A 20,214-nucleotide genomic window follows, 5' to 3' on the forward strand; every position below is an offset into this window, starting at 1 on the left:
CGCGCGGACCGTGCGCGCCGCCCACTCGTCCCACGAGTCGATGTGCAGGTCGGTGCCGCAGATCCCGGTGCGCAGCACCCGGACCAGCACGTCACCGGGGCCGGGGGTGGGGTCGGGCACCTCGGTCAGCGCCAGTCCCGGCCCGGCGGAAGCCTTGACCAGTGCCTTCATGGCGGCAGTGTGCGCCCGCCGCACTTGTGCGGTCCATCAGGACTTTCTGAACTCACTTGTAAGCTCCGCTTCACTGGTGATGTTGCGGACCATGCCGCCGAACACCACGCCGTGGAACGGCCACACCAGCCACCAGTACAGGTGACCGGCCAGGCCGCGCGGCACGAACACCGCCCGCTGGCGGTAGACCGACCCGCCGTCCCCGCCCGGCGCCACCCGCAGCTCCAGCCACGCCAGGCCGGGCACGCGCATCTCCGCGCGCAGCCGCAGCAGCCGCCCGCGCTCCACCTCCTCCACCCGCCACCAGTCCAGCGCCTCGCCCACGTTCAGCCTGCGCGGATCGCGCCTGCCCCGGCGCAGCCCCACCCCGCCCACCAGCCGGTCCAGCCACCCGCGCACCGCCCAGGCGGGCGGGAACGAGTACCAGCCGCGGTCGCCGCCGATGCCCTCCACGACCTCCCACAGCCGCTCCGGGGTCGCCGCGCTGCGCCGCTCCCGCACGTCGACGTAGGACGAGCCGCCCGACCAGGCCGGGTCGCTGGGCAGCGGGTCCGACGGCGCGCCCGGCACCGACGCGCCGGACCAGCGGGTCTCCACCTCGGCGTCGCGGACCCTGGCCAGCGCCAGCGCCACCGCCTCGTCGTAGCCGGTCAGCGGACCGGGCAGGTGCTCGTCCACGTCGTGCTCGCGGCACACCACCTCGTGCACCAGCGACTCGATCAGCGGCACGGCGATCGACCGGGGCACGGGCGTCACCAGGTTCACCCAGTGGGCGGACAGTCGGGGGGTCAGCAGCGGCACCGGCAGCACCCGGCGCGGGCGCAGGCCCGCCACCCGCGCGTACCGCAGCATCATCTCCAGGTAGGTCAGCACCTCCGGGCCGCCGATGTCGAAGGTCCGGTTCACCCGCGCGGGCAGCTCCACCGCCTCGACCAGGTACCGCAGCACGTCCCGCACGGCGATCGGCTGCACCCGGTTGCGCACCCAGCGGGGCGTGACCATCACCGGCAGCCGCTCGGTCAGGTACCGCAGCATCTCGAAGCTGGCCGACCCGGAGCCGATCACCACCGCGGCCTGGAGCACCACCGCGGGCACCGACGAGGCCAGGAACACCTCGCCGACCTCCTTGCGCGAGGCCAGGTGCGGCGACAGCGCGGCCCCCGGCGGGTGCAGCCCGCCCAGGTAGACGATCCGCCGCACGCCCGCGGCCTCGGCGGCCCGCGCGGTGTTCACCGCCCCGCGCCGGTCGGCGTCGGCGAAGTCGGCCTGGTGCAGCGAGTGCACCAGGTAGTGCACCACGTCCACGTCGCGCGCGGCGGCGTCGAGGCGGGCGCGGTCGAGCACGTCGCCCCGCACCACCTCGACCTCACCGGCCCACGGCACGTCGCGCAGCTTGGCGGGGTCGCGGACCAGGCAGCGGACCCGGTGGCCCGCCGCGATCAGCCGGGGGACCAGCCGACCGCCGAGGTAGCCGGTCGCACCGGTGACGAGGCAGCGCACCCCACGATCCTGGGCGCGCGGCGGCGATCACGCACGGCGGAAGCCGAACCGCTGCTTCTTGGTGCGGATCTCCAGCGAGCCGGCGCGCACCGACCCGCGCACCACGAAGTGCGGGCTGCCCCCCACCCCGGTGCCCAGCTTGTCCGTCACCACGCTGCCCATCGTGGCCTCCACCTCGTCGGCGTCCACGGTCGCGCCCTCGGGCAGCACGAGCTGCACCATCCCGCCCGCGACGTCGAGCTCGACGTCCACCACCGGGTGCGGGATGTCGGCATCGCGGAAGTCCAGCGCCGTGGTGCCCATCCGGTTGCGCACCACCAGCGACCGGGGCACCGACCAGCGGCCCTTGCGGCTGACCGAGGACATCGTGGTCTTCAGCTCGGTCCGCTCGCGCGGCGCCACCGAGGGGCCGGCCGCCTGGTCGCCGTGCACCACGCCGGGCAGGTCGAGCAGCACGGAGTTCAGCTCGCCGCGGGTGCGCGAGGCCAGCGCCGTGTCGGTGCGCTCGGTGAACTCGTCCAGCGTGATCAGGCCGCGGCCGATGGCCTTCTGCAGCAGTCCCACCACGTGCTCGCGCTCCGCGTCGGACACCCTCAGGTCCTTGGGGTCCACGGCCGGTCCTTCCATGTCTTCAGCCCTCCGGGTCGACGTCGAGACCGTGCTCGATCGCGTACCGCGCCAGCTCGACGCGGTTGTGCAGCTGCAACTTGCGCAGCGTGGACTGCACGTGGTTCTCCACGGTGCGGTGCGAGATCACCAGCCGGGTGGCGATCTGCCTGGCGGTCAGCCCCTTGGCCACCAGCCGCAGCACCTCGGTCTCCCGCTCGGTCAGCTGCGGCTTGTCCCGCTCGTCCGGGGCCGCCGCCATCCGCCGGTACTCGCCCAGCACCAGCCCCGCCAGGCCCGCGGTGAACACCGCGTCCCCCGAGGCGGTCCGGTTGACCGCCGCCACCAGCTCCTCGCAGGAGGCGGACTTGACCAGGTAGCCGGAGGCGCCCGCCTTCACCGCCTCCAGCACGTCGTCGTGCTCGCCGCTGGCCGAGAGCACCAGCACCCGCGTGCCGGACAGCTCGGCGGTGATCAGCCGGGTCGCGTCGACCCCGGACTGCTCGCCCAGGTTGAGGTCCATCAGCACCACCGCCGGGCGCACGGCGCGGGCGATGCGCACCGCAGAGGGCGCGTCACCGGCCGTGGCGACCACGTCGAAACCGCGCTCGCTCAGGTCGCGCGCCACGCCATCGCGCCACAGCGGGTGGTCGTCGACCACCATCACGGACACGCTCATCGGTAGACCCGCACCTCCCACTCGGTGCCCTCCCCCGGCCCCGTCTGGAGCTCCAGGGTGCCACGCAGCGCCTCCACGCGGCCCCGGATCGACTTCGCGATGCCCATCCGGCCCTCGGCCTCGGCCACCGCGATCCGCCCCGGCGGGATGCCGGGGCCGTCGTCGCGCACGCTGAGCACGACCTCCTCGCCCAGGTCCTCCAGCAGCACCCACGCCTTGGCGTCGGGCCCGGCGTGCCGCTCCACGTTCGACAGCGCCTCGCGCACCACGGCGGCCAGCTCGGTCACCGTCGTCGCGGGCAGCATGACCCTGGTCGCGGGCGTGGCCACCTGCACGCGGGGCGTGGCCAGCAGCTGCAGCGCCGGCCGCAGGTCGGCGTCGCCGTCCACGGTGGACTCGCTGGGCGCGGCGGCGACCAGCGACCGCAGCGCCACCTCCTGCTCGCCCGCCAGCCTGGCCAGCTCGGCGGCCTCCCCGCCCAGCTCCACGCCGCGCTTGCGGACCCTGGCCAGCACCTGGAGCACGCCGTCGTGGATGGACCTGGCCAGCCGCTCGCGCTCCGCGGTCGCCGCCTCGGCGCGCAGCGCCCGCGCCAGCCGCACCGCCGAGCGGCGCGCGGTGGTCGACACCATGCCCACGACGAACCCGGCGCCCGCCAGCAGCACCACGTCGCGGACCAGGTCCACGCTGAGCGCGCCCCGGTTGAGGTAGGTGCCGAGGCCGACGGCGAACCCGGCCAGCCCGCCCGCCACCTGCCCGCCCAGCGCCCCCGCCGCCACCGCGGGCACCGACGCCCAGATGGTGGTGATCAGCGGGACGTTGTACAGGAACTGCGCCGGGGTCATGATCAGCGGCGACAGCGACATCAGGCCGCACGCCACCACCAGGTCGGCGACGACCACCCACGGCCGCCTGCCCGCGCGCCTGCTGTAGGCCTGGACGGTGAACACCGACCAGGCGGCCATCACCGCGATCACCGCCCAGGCCAGCCACGGCCGCTGGTAGCCGGAGCTGTGCACCGCCGCGTTACCCAGGGCGAAGAGAAACGTCACTATCCGTAGTGCTACCGTCCCTCGCCAGAGGTGCGCGACCGGGTCTTCCGCCACCGGCGGACCCGCTGCGGCTGCCTGTGCGTGCACGATGGACCCCCTCCGGAGGTCATCTTGCCTTGCCGAGGTGGTCCAGCTAACCCCCAGGTGGCGGTCTGTTCCCGTTCCGATGCCTGTGCAAGGCTGGCCGAGTCCGGCGCTCGCCGCAGGGGGTGGCGGCACCGGACTTCCCGTGGTGGGGGGTGGGCGAGGGTGCGCGACTGGCCGCTCTGGAGGCTCAAGCGCTCCGCCCTGGCCTACTGGCTGCTCGTCGACGCCGCGGCGCTCGCGCTGGTCGTCTACGTCATCGCCACGTCACCTCGGCCCGACCCGGAGCAGATCGGCCGGTTCGCCGCCATCGCGGGCACCGCGGGCGCGGTCGTCATCGGCAGCTCCATCTACAGCCACCGGATGGGCGAGACCTCCCGCAACCCGTGGGCGGCGCACCTGAGCTACCTGGCCGCGGGCGCCGTGGCGCTGCCGTGCAACCTGCTGGTCCTGCTGCTGTTCGGGCCCGCCCTGCACGGCGTGCTGAGCCAGCGGCCGGAGTCGCACCGCTGGCTGTTCACCCTGTCCGCCACCGCGCTGTCGGTGTTCGGCGCCCGGTTCGCCATCGGCTGGACCGAACCAGCGGCCGAGCTGCCGCAGCTGGTCGTGGGCGCGGTGGCGCTGCTGGTGGCGCGGGCGGTGCTGATCGCGCTGGGCCTGCGGCTGCGCAACCCGAGCGCCCCCGGCGGCGAGGTCGTCGGCGAGCCGATCGACGCGGTGCTCGGCGTGGTCGCGGTGAGCATCGGCGGCCTGATGGGCTCCGCCGCGCTGGGCGACCCGGCGCACGCACTGCTGGCCGGGCCGCCGATGGCGCTGCTGGAACGCGCCGCGCAGCTGCCGCAGTGGCGCCGCTCCGCGCAGCGCGACGCCAAGACCGGCCTGGCCAACGCGGCGCACTGGGACGCCCGAGCCCGCTACGAGCTGTCCAAGGCCCGCCCCGCGCAGCGGCCGATGGCCGTGATGCTGCTGGACCTGGACCACTTCAAGCGGGTCAACGACGAGGTCGGGCACCTGGCGGGGGACGCCGCGCTGAGCGCGGTCGCCCTGCTGCTGAGCACCACCACGCGGCGCGGCGACCTGGTGGGCCGGTTCGGCGGCGAGGAGTTCGTGGTGCTGCTGCCCGACGCCGAACCCGCCGTGGCCAGGTCGGTGGCGCAGCGGGTCCGGCAGGCGGTGCAGGAACTGGCCGTGCCGACGGTGCGCACCGACGGCAGCGAGCACCTGCTGACCGGGCTGACCGTGAGCATCGGCGTGGCCACCACCGAGCGGTTCGGCTACGAGCTGCCGGACCTGCTGGTGGCCGCCGACTCCGCCCTGCTCGCCGCCAAGGGCTGCGGCCGCAACCTCGTGGAAATGGCTTGATCCCGCTCAAGCCTTCGCGAGCCGCGCGTTCGGACACCACGAACCGAGCGTTCGGGACACCCGGGTAGTACTTACCGGCCCTCGCACGCACCTCGGGTAGTACTTGCAGACGCGGTTGGGGTCAGCCGCCGACCTCGTCGTCCACGCGCTCCCCCGCGGCCTTGTCCGTCGGTCCGGTCTCCTGCGGCTCGTGCACGTCCACCTGCTGCGGCGCCACGTGCCGGTCCGACTCCGACAGCAGCGACCGGATGCCCGAGTTCAGCACCGCCAGCAGCGGCACCGACAGCAGCGCCCCGGCGATCCCGCTGACCACCAGCCCGGCGGTGATCGCCAGCACCACCGCCAGCGGGTGCAGCTTCACCGCCCGCCCCAGCAGCAGCGGCTGCAGCACGTGGCTCTCCAGCTGCATCACGCCGATCAGGATCGCCAGCACGACCAGCGCCGCCACCGGGCCGTTGGCCACCAGCGCCACCAGCACCGCCACCGCGCCGGTGATCACCGCGCCGATGATCGGGATGAACGCGCCCAGGAACACCAGCGCGGACAGCGGCACCACCAGCGGCACGCCCACGATCCACAGCCCGATGCCCACGCCGACCGCGTCCACCACGGCCACCGCCGCGGTCGCCCGCACGTAGCTGACCAGCGAGGCGAACCCGCGCCGCCCGGCCACGTCGGCCCGGTCGCGCACGTCGGCGGGCACCACCCGGATCAGGAACCGCCAGATCCCGTCGCCGTCGTGCAGGAAGAAGATGAGCGTGAACAGGGCCAGCAGGATGCCGGTCATCAGCTCGCCCACGGTCGCCGCCGTGGTGAGCGCGCCCGAGGTGATGTCGCTCTGGTTCTCCTTGACCGTCTCCACCGCCCGGTCGAGGTACTGCTGCAGCTGCACGTCGCTCAGGTGCAGCGGCCCGTCCCGCAGCCAGTCGCGGATGGTGTCCAGGCTGGCGCTGACCTGGCTCTGCAGCTCCGGCAGGCCCTTGGAGAACTCGGTGATCACGAAGGTGAGCACGCCGCCGACCACGGCCAGCCCCGCCACCAGCACGAACCCGGTGGCCAGCCCGCGCGGCACGCCGACCCTGCTCAACTGGGACACCGCGGGGGACAGCAGCGCGGCCAGCAGCAGCGCGACGCCGGTGGGGATGACGATCGTGGCGAGGAACCCGACCACCTGCGCCACCACGTACAGCGCGGCGACCACCGCCACGAAGCGCCAGCTCAGCGCGGCGCTGACGCGCAGCAGCGCGGGCACCCGGTCGCCGGGGCGCGAGTCCGGTCCAGTCACACCGATCACGGTATCCCGCCGAGCGCTGGTCAACACCGGTGTCGGGATGATCGGATCGAACGGTGCCCGATCTCACGTCCGCAGAACAGCGGGTCCGCGATGCCTTCGTCACCGGTGCGCGCGTGGTGTTCGGACCGGGGACGGCCAAGCGCGACCGCACGGTGCGCGGCGAGGTGCTGACCGCGCTGCTGACCGGGCCCGCGCCCGCCGGGCTGCCCGCGCTGCGGCTGGTCGGCGCGCACGTCGTGGGCCTGCTCCGGCTGGAGGGCGCGCGCGTGCGGCACGTGGTGGACCTGCGGGACTGCGTCTTCGAGCAGCCGCCGGACCTGCGCATGGCCCGGTTGACCGGGTTGCGGCTGCGCGGCTGCCGGATGCCCGGCCTGCGCGGGCGCAACCTGCGGGTGGGCAGCGACCTGGTGCTGGAGGCCGGGTTCACCAGCGACGGCGTGGTGGACCTGACCGACGCGGCGGTGCGCGGCACGGTCCGGCTGGCCGGGGCGGTGCTGCGCGGCGGCGACCACGCGCTGCTGGCCGCGCGCATCCGGGTGTCCGGCTCGATGCAGGCCATCGCCCTGCGCGCGACGGGTGAGGTGCGGCTGCGCGGCGCGAACTTCGGCGGCAACGTCCACCTGGGCGGCGCGCGCCTGATCAACCCCGGTCAGGACGCCCTGGAGGCGACGGGCGTGCAGGTCGCGGGCACGCTGTTCTGCGACGCCGAGGGCGGCCGGTTCACCGCCGAGGGCCGGGTGCTGCTGCCCGGTGCGCGGGTCGGCGGCGACGTGGTGTTCTCCGGCGCGCGGCTGCGGTCCAGCGCGGTGGACCGGCCGGTGCTGGTCATCCCGCGAGGCACCGCCGACGAGGCCGCGTCACTGGTGGCCGACCGCGTCCGGGTGGACGGCAACGTGGAGCTGGACGACGGGTTCACCGCCTCCGGCACGGTGCGGCTGCCCGGCGCCGAGGTCGGCGGCTACCTGCGGCTGTCCGGCGCGGTCATCGGCAGGCCGGAGGCGCTGGAGGTGCTGGACCGCGCCGACGAGCACATCCCGGTGGCGCTGCACGCCGACGGCATGGTGGTGCGCGGGGACCTGGAGGCGCGCGGCGCGGTCGACGGCGGTTTCCGAGGTGACGGCGCGCGGGAGTCGGCGCTGCGCGTCTACGGGCAGGTGCGGCTGGTCGACGCGCACGTGCGCGGCAGCGCGAGCCTGTCCGGCGTGCGGCTGCACGGCCCCGGCATCGACGTGCTGTTCGCCGACCGGCTGCGGGTGGGCGGCACGCTGTTCCTGCGCGAGCTGCGCGCCGAGGGCTCGCTGCGGCTGCAGAACGCCGAGATCGGCTCGACCCTGGACTGCGCCGGCGCGGTGCTGGAGCGGCCCCGGCGCAGGCCGGACGGCTCGGTGAAGCCGTCGCTGGACGCGCGGGTCGCCACGGTCGGCAAGGACCTGCTGTGCGACGACGGGTTCCACGCGGCGGGCGGGGTGCGCGTGCGGCTGGCCGAGGTGGGCAAGATGGCGAACTTCGCGGGCGCGAGGCTGGGCGGTCCGGCCGGCGGCATCGCGCTCAACGCCTACGGCCTGACCGTCCCGCAGCTGGTGCTGCGGCTGGGCGAGGACCGGGTGCCCGAGGGGCGCGTGCTGCTGACCAGGGCGCGGGCGACGGCGGTGTACGACGGCCCCGGCCTGTGGGCGGCGACCGGCGGGGTGGCCGTGGAGGACTTCACCTTCACCTCGATCGACTCGACGCCCCCGGTGGACGTGGGCACCCGGCTGCGCTGGCTGCGCCGGGTGCAGCCGGACTTCGCGCCCGGCCCGTACGAGCAGCTGGCCGCGGTCTACCGGGACGGCGGCGAGGAGGAGCTGGCCCAGCGCGTGCAGCTGGAGAAGCAGCACCGGCGCTACTCGGAGCTGGGCTGGGCGGGCCGGGTGTGGGGCTTCCTGCAGCGCTGGACGGTCGGCTACGGCTACCGGCCGTGGCTGGCCATCGCCTGGCTGACCGCGTTCTGGCTGGTGGGGTCGCTGTGGTTCGCGGGCCACGAGATGACGCGGCTCAACGAGGACGAGGTGCCGGTGTGGAACCCGTGGCTGCTGTCGGTGGACCTGCTGGTGCCGATCGTGGACCTGGGCCACGACGGCAAGTGGAGGTTCACCGGTGCTTCGCAGTGGATCTCCAGCACCCTGATCGCCGTGGGCTGGATCCTCGCCTCGACGGCGGCGGCCGGGGCGGCGCGCGTGCTCAAGCGGATCTGACCACTGTGAGTGGTATTCGTGAACGGTGCGTGTTCATCACACGATCCGGCGAACTCGGCTCCGTGGACGTGCGATCGGCCCGTCGGTGCCGGCAGGCTCTCGGCGTCGGCTTGATCACCGAGGTCTTCCAGCCGGCGGATCCCAGCACTTCTCCAGGTGGAGGTACCAGCGGTGTCGACCGGCGACCAGCGAGCGGGAACGGGGGCGAGCCGCGTCCGGCGGCTGCTCACCCGTGCCGCGCTGGTGGCCGGTGGCGCGCTGGCGGGCAGCGCCGTCGTCTGGGCGCTGTCCGCGGCCCCGGCCTCCGCGCAGGTCGCCGAGGAGGGTGACGCGCTGACCTCGGCGCTGACCTCGGCGACCGAGCGCACCCCGCTGACCGGGGCGGTCGCCCCGGTGGTGGAGCCGGTGACCGCGCCGGTGACCGGGGCGGTGGCCGACCTGGACGCCACCCTGCGCGCGCCGAGCGAGCTGGCCCGCGAGGCGGCCCCGGCCGACCTGGGCCAGGTGGCGCACGACATCGGTGGCACCGTGGGCCAGATGGGCGCGCTGTTCCAGCCCGAGCCGGAGCGGCCCGCCGTGGCCGCGGTCCTCCCCCAGGTCGACGTGGTCGGCCGCACGGCCACCGTGTCCGCCCCGTCCCTCGCGCCGACTCAGGCCACCGCGCACCCCGCTCCCGTCGCGGAGCTCCCGGTGCCCGAGGTCCCCGAGTTCGCGGGCACGTTCCACGAGCTGAGCAAGACCTGGCCCGCCCTGTCGGCACAGCACCTGCCGGTGCTGGCCGCCGAGGAGCACCCCACCCTGCCCGGCGACCCGTCCCGCGTCCCGTCGATGCCGTTCGCGCCCCCCGCGAGCGCACCGGCGCACTGCTCCTGCGGTGGCGACGGCTCCGGGTCCGCAGGCGGCGGCAGCGCGTCCTTCGCGAGCGCGTCCGCCCACCGCACCGCTTCCGCCACCGGCCGGGCCGCGCTGCCCGGCGACGAGCGGAACACCGTGACGCCCGGCAAGCAGCCCGGCATCACCCCTGACTGATCCCCGCGCGCGGTCCGCGGCGGCCCTCCGGCCGCCCCGGTAGTCGACCGACGCGCGGTTCGTCGCGCTCTCAACCGGTCGCCGCGCTCCGCACCGCCCTCAGAACCGCCCTCAGATCCGGGTGGTCGCCGTCCCGACGCCTGCCGCGTCCGACCGCCCGCCCACCACCTCCCGCAAGGGACATCGGAAGGAGAACCCATGCAGACCTGGGCCAAGCGCGGTATCCAGTCCGCACTTGTCACTGGTGGTTTGCTGATGCTCGGCACGGGCATCGCCTCAGCCCAGGAGAACGTCAACCCCGACGCCTCCCCCTCGCCGCTGGACGCGCGGGTCAAGATCCCCGTGGACGTCGCGCACAACAACGTGGGCACCCCGCACGGCAACCGGGACCTGCCGGAGTTCCACCGCGAGATCGGCACCGAGCAGCTCGCCGGAGCCGTCCCGGCCCCGGTCAACCCGCTGCTGCGCGGGGCGCGGGAGCGCCTGGGCGCCACGGGGGTGCACCGCGTCACCCGAGGCAACACCGTCGACAGCGACATCGTGGTCCCGGTCAGCGCCTGCGGCAACGCCATCGCGGCGGGCGGCGACGCCTACGCCGAGGGCCGCTGCGCCAGGACCGACGCCAGCACCGGCGCCATCACCACCGACGGCTCGCGCGGCTCGCTCGCCGGCAACGTCACCTCGCTGTCCGCCGCGGTCCCCGTGCAGGCGGGCGGCAACGCGGTCAGCGGCGTCGGCAACGCCGAGTCGCGCGCCGTGATGGAGCAGCAGGCCGCCGCGGGCGGCGACATCACCACCTCCGGCCGGGACAGCTCGCTGTCGGGCAACGTGGTGGCGGGCCAGTGGGCCGTGCCGGTGCAGTTCACCGACAACGCGGTCGCGGGCGCGGGCAACGCCCGCGCCGACTCCTACGCCGCCGGCTACGCGGTCACCCCCGGCTCGCTCAAGACCGACGGCGACGGCAGCTCGGTCGGCGGCAACGCGCTGGGCGTCCCGCTGGCCCCGATCGTGGCGGTCAACGGCAACGGCCTGTCCGGCGCGGGCAACGCCGACGTGGCGGGCGGGCACCACGCCAGGGCCGAGGCGGGCAGCACGCGCGGCGGCATCCACGGCATCCCCACCTGGCTGGGCACCAGCGGCGAGAAGGGCACCCTCGCGGGCAACGCGCTGCAGCCGCAGCTGGCCGGACCGGTGGTGGCCAGCGACAACGCCACCTCCGCGCTGGGCAACTCCGACGTCCGCTCGGGCACCTCCAACCACTCCAGGGCCGGTGGCTTCACCAGCACCAGCGGCCAGGGCTCGACCCTGTCGGGCAACCTGGGCGACGCGCCGGTCGCGCTGCCGGTCTCCGGCGGCGGCAACGCCCTGTCCGGCCTGGGCAACACCACCGCGGGCCACACCAACGACTCCAGGGCCACCGCGGGCGGCGGCACGTTCACCAACGGCGACGGCTCGGTGCTGTCCTCCAACACCGCCACCACCCCGCCCGCGACCGCGGTCGACCTGTGCGGCAACGGCGTGTCCGGCGGCGGCCTGGCGGTCGGGGGCTGCGAGAACACCGTCAGCTCCGAGGCGGGCGGCTACAACGCCAGCCGGGGCAACGACAGCGTGGTGTCGGGCAACATCGGCCAGGTCCCGCTGGCCACGCCGGTCGAGGGCTTCGGCAACGGCCTCACCGCCGTCGGCCAGGCCGACGGCAGCACCACCGAGCACAAGCTGGTCCGCTCGGGCGACACGCCCAACAGCAAGGACGACGACGGCACCATCTCCAGCAACGTCGTCTCCGCGCCGACCGCGCTGGGCGCGCAGGGCTTCGGCAACGCGGGCGCCCTGGTCGGCAACCCCACCTCGGACACCGGCGGCAGCACCGTGGTCAAGGCGGGCGGCTCGCCCGAGGCGACCGGCAAGCACGGCTCCCTGTCCGGCAACATCCTGCACGTGCCCACGTCGAACCCGGCGCAGAAGTTCGGCAGCACGGCGGTGGCCGTCGGCAACGGCTCGACCGACACCGACAACAAGCTGTTCTCCACCGCGGGCGGCAAGGCCACCTCCACCGGTGACGAGGGCTCGCTGGCGGGCAACGTCCTCTCGCTGCCCGCCGCGACCTCGCCGCAGGTCTTCGGCACCGCGCTGGGCGCGGGCAGCAACGTGGAGAGCGACACCTCCAACAACTTCCGCTCGGTGGCGGGCGACGACGTGACCACCTCCGGTGACCGGGGCTCGTGGTCGGGCAACGGGCTGACCGCGCAGTCCGCCCTGCCGCTGCAGGTCTTCGGCGACACCGCCACCGTGGCGGGCAACGGCAAGTCCAGGGCGCTGAACTGGTCCGACGTGATCTCCGGCGGGGACCACCGCACCTCGGCCCAGGACGCCTCGATGTCGGGCAACCTGCTCAGCCTGCCGCTCAACGCCCAGCCGGGCGCGTTCGGCGACGCGGTCGCGGTGGCGGGGCTGGCCGACAGCCGGACCGCCAACGCCAGCTACGCCCAGTCGGGCGGCCGCACCAGCACCGAGGGCTCCGGCGCGGGGACCGCGCAGGACACCGAGCTGCCGGTCGAGAAGGTGGCGCGCGTCTACGACGTGCCGGTGGACGTGCTGGGCACCGCCAGCACCCAGGTGCTGGACGACAACCTCCAGCGCACCGGTGAGGACGACGAGCACGGCAACGGCTCGAAGGGGCTGCTGGGCATCGACCTGCCGGTCGGCGTGGACAGCCTGATGGGCGTCACCGAGCTGCCCCGGCTGACCCGGTTGACCAGGCTGGACCGGATTCCGCTGGCCACCGTGGACGGGCTGGCGGACCGGCCCTTCGCGGGCACCCTGCCCCTGGGCGCCCTGCCGGTGGGCGCTCTGCCGGTCGGTGCCCTGCCGGTGGGCGCCCACCAGCGCAGCGTGCCGACCCTGCCGGTCGCGGCCCCGGTCGCGCTGCCGCTGGTGCTGCCGGTGCCCGGCGTGGCCCAGCCGCGCTCCGCGGTCCCGGCCCTGCCCGCCCTGCCCGAGGCTTCGCTGAGCGACCTCAACGTCAGCCCGCTGGACCTGGCCGGGGGCAGGCAGCTGCCCGCCCTGAGCGCCCTGGACGCCACCAGCATCCTGCCGCGCCTCTGACGCGCCGCACCCGCGAGGCCCCCGGCGTCCGCGCCGGGGGCCTCGCCCGTTCCGGATCAGCCGCGCAACCGGTCCGCCACGTGCGCGACCACCGCGTCCACCGGAGCTTCGCCGTCGCTGGTCACCCAGCAGACCCGCACCCCCGGCCGCAGCCACCCGTCCGCGACCCGCACCGCGGGCCCGGCCAGCGCCCGCACCCGCTCCGCGATCGCCGCGCCGCTGCCGTCCGGGTGCTCGGCGACCACGGCGAACTCGTCACCGCCGTAGCGGGCCACGGTGTGGTCCGGCCGCAGCCCTTGGCGCAGCCGCCCGGCCAGCGCGCGCAACAACTCGTCACCCCGCTCGAACCCGTGCTCCCGGTTGACCGCGGCCAGCCGGTGCACGTCGAGCAGCACCAGCGACACCAGGGTGCCGTGGGTGCGGGCCCTGGTCAGCGACTGCTCCAGCCGGTCGAGCAGCAGCGCCCGGCCGGGCAGCCCCGTCAGCGGGTCGACCAGGCCCGCCGAGGGCGGCGGCACCGGAGAAGCGGCGGGCCGCAGCAGCACCAGCAGCCGGGGCTGCCCACTCACGACCACCGGGTGGTACTCGGCCCACAGCCGGGTGTGCGGCAGCACCATCGGCACGGTCAGCGCCGCCCCGGTCCGCAGCACCTGCGCGGCCAGCTCCGCGCAGCTGGGCAGCGGCGCGCCCGAGTCGTCACTGGCGGCGGGGCAGTGCGCGCCCGCCAGCTCGGGCAACCGCAGCAGGTCGGCGGCCAGTCGGTTGCCCGCCAGCACCGCGCCCCCCTGGTCCTGGAGCAGCACGCCCACCGGAAGCGCGGCTACCAGGTCGTCCCAGGAACTCGTCTGCACGGTGCGCATAGGACTCGGGCCTTCCGCCGGCGGCAACCCCGTCCGTCACAACCCTTCTCGCCGGTCCATCGCTTTTCAATAGACCTGGGACCACCCGGACCGGTGATCTTTCCCGGCCGCGAGCAACCCCAGCATCGCGGCGAAGTCCTCCTCGGACACGATCGGCACCCGGTAGGCGCGGGCCCGTCGCGCCTTGCCCGACAACGTCCACGGGTCCGCCGCCACCAGCACGCGCGTCGCCTTCGTGACGTACCCGCGGTTGACCCGCAGCCCCGCCGCGCACGCCCGCCGCTCCCACACCTCGCGCGGGTCGGCCATCTGCCCGGTGAACACCACCAGGTCACCGCGGCTCAACGCGACCGGCTCCGAACGCGGACGCGGCGGCGCGGACCCCCGCCGCACCTCCGCCACCGCGTCACCCGGCACGACCGGCCACGCCGCCGCCGCGACCCGGTCCAGCAGCTCCGGCCACCGACCACCCGCGCGCAGGTATCCCGCGAACAGCTCCGCTGTGGCCCGCGCGTCGTGCAACGCCGAGTGCGCCTCCGCCAACACCACACCCGCCGCCTCGCAGCACGCCCGCAGCGAACGCCCGACCCCCGGCAGGAAGTCCGCCGCCAACCGCATCGTGCACAACCCGACCAGCGGCACGTCCACCCCCAGCCGCGCGAACTCCGCCGCCAGGAACCGCGCGTCGAACGCCAGGTTGTGCGCCACCACCACCCGCCCGGCCAACAACCCCGCCAACGTCCCCGCGACCTGCGCGAACGTCGGCGCGTGCCACACGTCGGCGGCGCTGATCCGGTGCACGCGCCCCGGCCCGAGATCGCGGCCGGGGTTCAGCAGCGTGCACCACTCGCCGGTGACCGCACCGCCCTCGTCCAGGTGCACCACGGCCACCTCGACCACCCGGTCCGCGCGGCCAGCGGCGAACCCGGTCGTCTCCACGTCGACCACGGCGTATCCCACAACCGGCGGACCTTACCCATCACGGCCCGCCGCGCAGCGACCGCAGCACCAGCTCCACCAGCGTGTCGGCGAACGAGTCGCACAGCGGCGCGGAGCGCAGCAGCCACCGCTGGTACACCGGCCCCAGCAGCAGCTCCGCCGCCGCCACCACGTCCAGGTCGGCGGAGATCTCCCCGAGCAGCTGCGCCCGCCGCAACCGCTCCTCCACCGCCAACCGCCGCGGCGCCATCAGCAGCGCCAGCAGGTCCGCCCGCTCCTCGTGCACCAGCAGCCTGCACACCTGGTCGAACCGCCGCTGCGTCACCTCGTCGATCGCGTCCGCCACCGCCCGCCGCAGGTCGTCGGCCAGCGCCGAGGGCCGCGGCGGCTCCTGCCCGCCCGGCTCGAACTCCAGGAACGCCTCGAACAGCAGCGCGCCCTTCGACGGCCACCAGCGGTAGATCGTCTGCTTGCCCACCCCGGCCCGCGCGGCCACCGCCTCGATGGTCAGCCCCGTGTGGCCGAGCGCCTCCACCAGCTCCAACGCCGCTGCCAAGGTCGCCCGCCTCGACTGCTCGCTGCGCCGCGCCGCGTCGGGTGGCATCCGACGATGGTAGAACCGCGGCGGCCCCGCGCGACCGCATTCCGCGAGAGAGGCCGATCAGCCCCGGATCAGCCCTGCGCCAGGTCGGCGAACCGGCTGTAGTGCAGCTGGTGCGCCACGGTGATCGTCGCCGTCGGCCCCGCGCGGTGCTTGGCCAGGATCAGGTCCGCCTCACCCGCGCGCGGGTCGTCCCGCTCCCACGCGTCCGGCCGGTTGATCAGGATCACCATGTCCGCGTCCTGCTCCAGCGAACCCGACTCGCGCAGGTCCGACAGCTGCGGGCGCTTGTCCGTGCGCTGCTCGGGACCTCGGTTCAGCTGGCTGATCGCGATCACCGGGATCTCCAGCTCCTTCGCGATCAGCTTCAGGTTCCGGGAGAACTCCGAGACCTCCTGCTGCCGCGACTCGCTGCGCTTGCCCGACGACATCAGCTGCAGGTAGTCCACCACCAGCAGCCGCAGGTCGTGCCGCTGCTTGAGCCGCCGCGCCTTGGCCCGGATCTCCATCATGGTCAGGTTCGGCGAGTCGTCCACGAACAGCGGCGCCTCGCTGATCTCGCTCATCCGCCGCGCCAGCCGGGTCCAGTCGTCGTCGCTCATCCGACCGCTGCGCATGTCGCCCAGCCGGATGCGCGCCTCGGCGGAGAGCATCCGCATCACGATCTCCGTGCGGCTCATCTCCAGCGAGAAGATCGCGCTGGTCAGACCGTGCTTCACCGAGCACGACCTGGCGAAGTCCAGTCCCAGCGTTGACTTGCCCACGCCGGGCCGGGCCGCGACGATGATCATCTGGCCGGGGTGCAGGCCGTTGGTCAGCTCGTCCAGGTCGGCGAAGCCGGTCGGGATGCCCAGGGAGGACCCGCCGCGCGAGGCGATGGCGTCGATCTCGTCCATGGTGGGCTGGAGCAGGTCCTCCAGCGCCACGTAGTCCTCGGTGGTGCGCCGCTCGGTGACCTCGTAGATGGCGGCTTGGGCGCGGTCGACGACCTCGTCGACGTCGGCGCCCTCGGCGCCGTTGTAGCCGAGCTGGACGATGCGGGTGCCCGCTTCCACCAGGCGTCGCAGGACGGCTTTCTCGGCGACGATCTCGGCGTAGTAGCTGGCGTTGGCCGCCGTGGGCACGGTGGCGATGAGGGTGTGCAGGTAGGGGGCGCCGCCGACGCGCAGCAGCTCGCCGCGGCGTTCGAGCTCGGCGGAGACGGTGATCGGGTCGGCGGGTTCGCCCCGGCCGTAGAGGTCGAGGATGCAGTCGTAGACCGCCTGGTGGGCGGGGCGGTAGAAGTCGTTGGGGGAGAGCACCTCGACGACGTCGGCGATGGCGTCCTTGCTCAGCAGCATGCCGCCGAGCACGGACTGCTCGGCGGCGAGGTCCTGCGGGGGCTGTCGTTCGAAGCCGGGCTCGGCCATCCCCCGGTCGTCCACCAGCGCCACGCGAACTCACCCCAATCGAATCGTGCCGCTGTTTCTACCCCGTCCCACCGACAATTCCCGCGTGCCACGCGGCCGGTGGCTCAGCGACAGCCGGACGCTAGAGCCCTCCGTGCGGGGCAGGCAAACCAGCCTGAGGACAGACCTGTGGATAGCTTGGGGATGGTTGTGGGGAGCTGACCACAGGGGTCGCGGATCTTGTGGACAACCTGGGGACAACTAGCCCCGTGGCGAAAGTTTTCGCAGCTCAGTGGCTGTGGATAACTTGTGGAGAAACTCGTTCGCCACACCTCGGCGTGTCGCGTGTTACTGCGATCGCGGCGTGTCGCGGTCGAGGTGTAACACGAGTTGTCCACAGGGTCGGCGGACGGCGGGCACGCGAAAGCGCCGCCCACCGAAATCGGTGGGCGGCGCTCCCGGTGCCTTGACGGACTCAGCCCGCGGCCGAGACCTCCACGGCCAGCGCGACGGTGACCTCCGGGTGCAGCCGGACGTTCACCGAGTGCTTGCCGAGGGTCTTGATGTGACCCGCCAGCTCGATCGAGCGCTTGTCCAGCGTCGGGCCGCCCGCGGCGCGGACGGCGGAGACCACGTCGGAGGTGGTGACCGAGCCGAACAGCTTCTTCGAGCCCGCGGCGGCCTTGGCCTTCAGCGTCACCGAGCCCAGGTTCTCCAGCGAGGCCCTGACCTCCTTGGCGTGGTCCAGGTCGCGGATGCGGCGGGTCTCCTGCGCGCGGCGGATGACCTCGACCTGCTTGGCCGCGCCCTTGGTGGCCACGATGGCCAGGCCGCGGGGCAGCAGGTAGTTGCGGCCGTAGCCGTCCTTGACCTCGACGACGTCGCCGGGGCCACCGAGGCCGCTGACGTCAGCGGTGAGGATGAGCTTCACGGTTGTCCCCCCTTGTCAGCGAGCGGTCGAGGTGTAGGGCAGCAGCGCCATCTCGCGCGCGTTCTTCACCGCGACGGCCACGTCGCGCTGGTGCTGGCTGCAGTTGCCGGTCACCCGGCGGGCGCGGATCTTGCCCCGGTCCGAGATGTACTTTCGGAGCAGGGTGGTGTCCTTGTAGTCGATCGCGTTCGCGTTGCGGTCCTTGCAGAACGCGCAGACCTTCTTCTTGGGCTTGCGCACAGGCGGCTTGGCCATGTGTGGACTCCTGGATGAAGCGGTGTGTGTCTGGGTGACCGGTGCGAGGTCTTAGAAGGGGGGCTCGTCGGCGAAGCCGCCGGACCCGGCAGGCGGGGCGGAGCCCCACGGGTCGTCGGCGGGCGCGCTCGGACGGGAGGGCTGGCCGCCGCCGAAGCCGCCGCCGCCGTCTCCCCGGCTCACCTTGTTGACCTTCGCGGTCGCGTAGCGCAGCGAGGGGCCGATCTCGTCGACCTCCAGCTCCACGACGGTGCGCTTCTCGCCTTCCTTCGTCTCGAAGGAGCGCTGGCGCAGCCGCCCGGTGACGAGCACGCGCGAACCGCGGGTGAGCGACTCGGCCACGTTCTCCGCGACCTGCCGCCACACGTTGCACCGCAGGAACAGCGCCTCCCCGTCCTTCCACTCGCCGCTCTGGCGGTCGAAGGTCCGGGGCGTGGAGGCGACCGTGAAGCTCGCCACCGCGGCGCCGGACTGGGTGAAGCGCAGCTCGGGATCGGCGGTCAGGTTCCCGACCACCGTGATCGTCGTCTCGCCAGCCATGCCGGGCTCAGGCCTTGGCGGTTTCCCGGCGCAGGACCTTGGTCCTGAGCACCGTCTCCTGCAGGCCCAGCTGGCGGTCCAGCTCCTTCACCGCGTCGGGGGTCGCGGTCAGGTCGAGCACCGCGTAGATCCCCTCGCTGTTCTTCTTGATCTCGAAGCTCAGCCTGCGCTTGCCCCACACCTCGACCTTCTCCACGTTGCCACCGCTGGTGCGGATGACGTTGAGGAACGTGTCGAGCGAGGGCGCGACGGTGCGCTCGTCGAGACTGGGGTCCAGGATGACCATCACTTCGTAATGACGCATGAAGACCACTCACCTCCTGTGGACTCGCGGCCACGGGCTCTCCGTGGCAGGAGGGTCGTCGCGTCAGCAACCCGACAAGGGTACAGGGCGCACCCCGGAGGGACGAAAACCCCAGCTCTCAGGCGGTGGCGCGGCGCAGCACCCAGGTGCGGACCAGCGCGCCGGTGACGCACGCCAGCAGCAGCACGGCCAGCAGGACGGGGGCGGCCACGCCGCCCGCGCCCGAGCCGGGCAGCGCCTGGGCGCGACCGGCGGTCCGCACGCCGTCGGCTTCGCCGGGCAGGCCGGAGCCGGGCGTGTAGCCGGGCACCTGGCCGCCGTAGCGGACGCCGGGCGAGGGCGAGTACTGGCCGGGCATGGCGAAGGGCAGCGAGCCGTAGCTGAACAGCGGCAGCCTGCCGAAGTTCACCCCCGAGCCCTGTCCCGTCGTGCCGTACAGCGGCAGCTCCAGCGGGCCGACGCCGCCGACCGGGGCGACCGTGCCGGTGGCGGGGCCGGGCGGGCTCGCGGCGGGGGTGCCGGGCGGGGTGCCGCCGGGCTGTTCGGCGGCGGGCGGGGTGCCGGGCGCGGGTTGGCCGCCCGGCACGCCGGGCAGTTGGCCGGTGGCCCGCTGGGAGGCGTCGGCCAGCGCCTTCGAGCCCTCCTGGACGGTGCCCGCGGCGGTGTTGACGGCCTGCGCGGTGATGCCGCAGAGCTTGCTCAGCTCGGCGTGCACGCCGCTGGTCAGCGCGCCGATGACCGGTCCCAGCAGCGGCAGCTCGGCCAGCTCGGCGTTGACCCGCTCGGCGATCTGGCCGCCGGTGATCACGCCGGAGCCGGTGGGGACCGCGCCGACGGGGATGGGCGGCAGGGCGGTGAAGGTGGCGCGCAGCGGGTCGGCCAGCGGCGGGCCGAGCAGCGGCACCGCCCGGACCGCGTGCACCACCGGGTCGACCACGGCGGCGGGGCTGAGCGAGATCGGGGTGCCCGGCGCGCCCTGGACGGTCGTCGCGCAGCTGCCCACCACCACGGGTTCCGCGGCGGCGGCCGACCCCGCTCCGCCGATCGACAGCCCTCCGACCGACAGCACCGCGGCCGCCGCGCCTGCCACCCGTGCCCAGCGGGTCCGCATGTCCTGCCTCCTGCCCCGGCGACACCACTACCTACTCCCAAGTAACGAGCGTAGGTCCTGGTGGTGACGCGCGCCATAGGCCGGCCCCGGCGGATGTGGCGGCGGATGTCGTAGCAGCTGTCGTAGCAGCGGTGCCCGTCCGGGTGTTCCCCGCGCCGACTACCCTCCA

General features: G+C 74.2%; 18 protein-coding genes and 1 pseudogene. 4 read left to right on the top strand and 15 right to left on the bottom strand.

Features of this window, described 5'->3' with window-relative positions:
- The 5 genes and pseudogenes from IEZ00_RS36185 to macS form a co-directional block, all read right to left on the bottom strand.
- Positions 1-171 (bottom strand): annotated as a pseudogene (locus IEZ00_RS36185) (alcohol dehydrogenase catalytic domain-containing protein); the annotation flags it as partial.
- 36 nt (positions 172-207) lie between these two features.
- Positions 208-1,671: an SDR family oxidoreductase gene (locus IEZ00_RS03910; RefSeq protein ID WP_189221585.1), complete on the bottom strand. Its 1,464-nt coding sequence runs from the start codon at positions 1,669-1,671 to the stop codon at positions 208-210.
- Between the two features lie 27 nt (positions 1,672-1,698).
- Complete coding sequence (locus IEZ00_RS03915) at positions 1,699-2,298, bottom strand: DUF1707 SHOCT-like domain-containing protein (RefSeq protein WP_189221586.1); 600 nt, start codon at positions 2,296-2,298, stop codon at positions 1,699-1,701.
- Positions 2,299-2,302: 4 nt separating this feature from the next.
- The gene (locus IEZ00_RS03920) at positions 2,303-2,956 is read right to left on the bottom strand and encodes a response regulator (RefSeq protein WP_189221587.1); all 654 of its coding nucleotides are present in this window, start codon (positions 2,954-2,956) and stop codon (positions 2,303-2,305) included.
- Positions 2,953-4,095, bottom strand: a complete 1,143-nt coding sequence (gene macS, locus IEZ00_RS03925) for a MacS family sensor histidine kinase (protein WP_189221588.1) — start codon at positions 4,093-4,095, stop codon at positions 2,953-2,955. Before macS ends, IEZ00_RS03920 begins: the two co-directional genes overlap by 4 nt.
- A gap of 162 nt (positions 4,096-4,257) precedes the next feature.
- Between macS and IEZ00_RS03930 the strand changes: the two genes are divergently transcribed.
- Positions 4,258-5,454 carry a diguanylate cyclase gene (locus IEZ00_RS03930; protein ID WP_189221589.1) on the top strand — a complete coding sequence of 399 codons (1,197 nt, stop codon included), beginning with the start codon at positions 4,258-4,260 and terminating at the stop codon, positions 5,452-5,454.
- Positions 5,455-5,575: 121 nt separating this feature from the next.
- Here the strand turns inward: IEZ00_RS03930 and IEZ00_RS03935 are convergent, their stop codons facing one another.
- Positions 5,576-6,748: an AI-2E family transporter gene (locus IEZ00_RS03935; protein ID WP_372448501.1), complete on the bottom strand. Its 1,173-nt coding sequence runs from the start codon at positions 6,746-6,748 to the stop codon at positions 5,576-5,578.
- Between the two features lie 53 nt (positions 6,749-6,801).
- Between IEZ00_RS03935 and IEZ00_RS03940 the strand changes: the two genes are divergently transcribed.
- The 3 genes from IEZ00_RS03940 to IEZ00_RS03950 all read left to right on the top strand — a co-directional run bounded on the left by IEZ00_RS03940 (position 6,802) and on the right by IEZ00_RS03950 (position 13,116).
- On the top strand, positions 6,802-8,982 hold the full coding sequence (locus tag IEZ00_RS03940) for a translocation/assembly module TamB domain-containing protein (protein WP_189221591.1): 2,181 nt from the start codon (positions 6,802-6,804) through the stop codon (positions 8,980-8,982).
- Positions 8,983-9,153: 171 nt separating this feature from the next.
- Positions 9,154-10,011 (top strand): hypothetical protein, encoded by an 858-nt coding sequence (locus IEZ00_RS03945; RefSeq protein WP_189221592.1) that lies wholly within the window; start codon positions 9,154-9,156, stop codon positions 10,009-10,011.
- A 198-nt stretch (positions 10,012-10,209) separates the two neighbouring features.
- Positions 10,210-13,116 carry a beta strand repeat-containing protein gene (locus IEZ00_RS03950; protein WP_189221593.1) on the top strand — a complete coding sequence of 969 codons (2,907 nt, stop codon included), beginning with the start codon at positions 10,210-10,212 and terminating at the stop codon, positions 13,114-13,116.
- 56 nt (positions 13,117-13,172) lie between these two features.
- Here the strand turns inward: IEZ00_RS03950 and IEZ00_RS03955 are convergent, their stop codons facing one another.
- The 9 genes from IEZ00_RS03955 to IEZ00_RS03995 all read right to left on the bottom strand — a co-directional run bounded on the left by IEZ00_RS03955 (position 13,173) and on the right by IEZ00_RS03995 (position 20,045).
- Positions 13,173-13,976, bottom strand: coding sequence for a GGDEF domain-containing protein (locus IEZ00_RS03955; RefSeq protein WP_189221594.1), 804 nt, complete (start codon positions 13,974-13,976; stop codon positions 13,173-13,175).
- 66 nt (positions 13,977-14,042) lie between these two features.
- The gene (locus IEZ00_RS03960; RefSeq protein WP_189221595.1) at positions 14,043-14,936 is read right to left on the bottom strand and encodes an exonuclease domain-containing protein; all 894 of its coding nucleotides are present in this window, start codon (positions 14,934-14,936) and stop codon (positions 14,043-14,045) included.
- Positions 14,937-14,955: 19 nt separating this feature from the next.
- The gene (locus IEZ00_RS03965; RefSeq protein ID WP_189221596.1) at positions 14,956-15,519 is read right to left on the bottom strand and encodes a TetR/AcrR family transcriptional regulator; all 564 of its coding nucleotides are present in this window, start codon (positions 15,517-15,519) and stop codon (positions 14,956-14,958) included.
- A 68-nt stretch (positions 15,520-15,587) separates the two neighbouring features.
- A complete protein-coding gene (gene dnaB, locus IEZ00_RS03970) occupies positions 15,588-16,949 on the bottom strand; it encodes a replicative DNA helicase (protein ID WP_372448500.1) in 1,362 nt (453 codons plus the stop codon).
- A 430-nt stretch (positions 16,950-17,379) separates the two neighbouring features.
- Positions 17,380-17,835: a 50S ribosomal protein L9 gene (rplI, locus tag IEZ00_RS03975; protein WP_189221597.1), complete on the bottom strand. Its 456-nt coding sequence runs from the start codon at positions 17,833-17,835 to the stop codon at positions 17,380-17,382.
- Positions 17,836-17,850: 15 nt separating this feature from the next.
- Positions 17,851-18,090: a 30S ribosomal protein S18 gene (gene rpsR, locus IEZ00_RS03980; RefSeq protein WP_189221598.1), complete on the bottom strand. Its 240-nt coding sequence runs from the start codon at positions 18,088-18,090 to the stop codon at positions 17,851-17,853.
- Positions 18,091-18,141: 51 nt separating this feature from the next.
- Positions 18,142-18,630: a single-stranded DNA-binding protein gene (locus IEZ00_RS03985; RefSeq protein ID WP_189221599.1), complete on the bottom strand. Its 489-nt coding sequence runs from the start codon at positions 18,628-18,630 to the stop codon at positions 18,142-18,144.
- Positions 18,631-18,637: 7 nt separating this feature from the next.
- A complete protein-coding gene (rpsF, locus tag IEZ00_RS03990; protein WP_189221600.1) occupies positions 18,638-18,934 on the bottom strand; it encodes a 30S ribosomal protein S6 in 297 nt (98 codons plus the stop codon).
- Positions 18,935-19,052: 118 nt separating this feature from the next.
- Positions 19,053-20,045: a hypothetical protein gene (locus IEZ00_RS03995; RefSeq protein WP_189221601.1), complete on the bottom strand. Its 993-nt coding sequence runs from the start codon at positions 20,043-20,045 to the stop codon at positions 19,053-19,055.
- Between the last annotated feature and the right edge of the window lie 169 nt (positions 20,046-20,214).

This window comes from Saccharothrix coeruleofusca, from assembly GCF_014648515.1.
GTDB classification, from domain to species: Bacteria; Actinomycetota; Actinomycetes; order Mycobacteriales; family Pseudonocardiaceae; genus Actinosynnema; species Actinosynnema coeruleofuscum.

What these genes read in the sequence shown, in the direction of transcription:
- IEZ00_RS03965 (WP_189221596.1), bottom strand. Translation starts at nt 15,519, where the DNA reads ATGCCACCCGACGCGGCGCGGCGCAGCGAGCAGTCGAGGCGGGCGACC.
- IEZ00_RS03920 (WP_189221587.1), bottom strand. Translation starts at nt 2,956, where the DNA reads ATGAGCGTGTCCGTGATGGTGGTCGACGACCACCCGCTGTGGCGCGAT.
- IEZ00_RS03955 (WP_189221594.1), bottom strand. Translation starts at nt 13,976, where the DNA reads ATGCGCACCGTGCAGACGAGTTCCTGGGACGACCTGGTAGCCGCGCTT.
- rpsF (WP_189221600.1), bottom strand. Translation starts at nt 18,934, where the DNA reads ATGCGTCATTACGAAGTGATGGTCATCCTGGACCCCAGTCTCGACGAG.
- rpsR (WP_189221598.1), bottom strand. Translation starts at nt 18,090, where the DNA reads ATGGCCAAGCCGCCTGTGCGCAAGCCCAAGAAGAAGGTCTGCGCGTTC.
- IEZ00_RS03995 (WP_189221601.1), bottom strand. Translation starts at nt 20,045, where the DNA reads ATGCGGACCCGCTGGGCACGGGTGGCAGGCGCGGCGGCCGCGGTGCTG.
- IEZ00_RS03985 (WP_189221599.1), bottom strand. Translation starts at nt 18,630, where the DNA reads ATGGCTGGCGAGACGACGATCACGGTGGTCGGGAACCTGACCGCCGAT.
- IEZ00_RS03915 (WP_189221586.1), bottom strand. Translation starts at nt 2,298, where the DNA reads ATGGAAGGACCGGCCGTGGACCCCAAGGACCTGAGGGTGTCCGACGCG.
- IEZ00_RS03950 (WP_189221593.1), top strand. Translation starts at nt 10,210, where the DNA reads ATGCAGACCTGGGCCAAGCGCGGTATCCAGTCCGCACTTGTCACTGGT.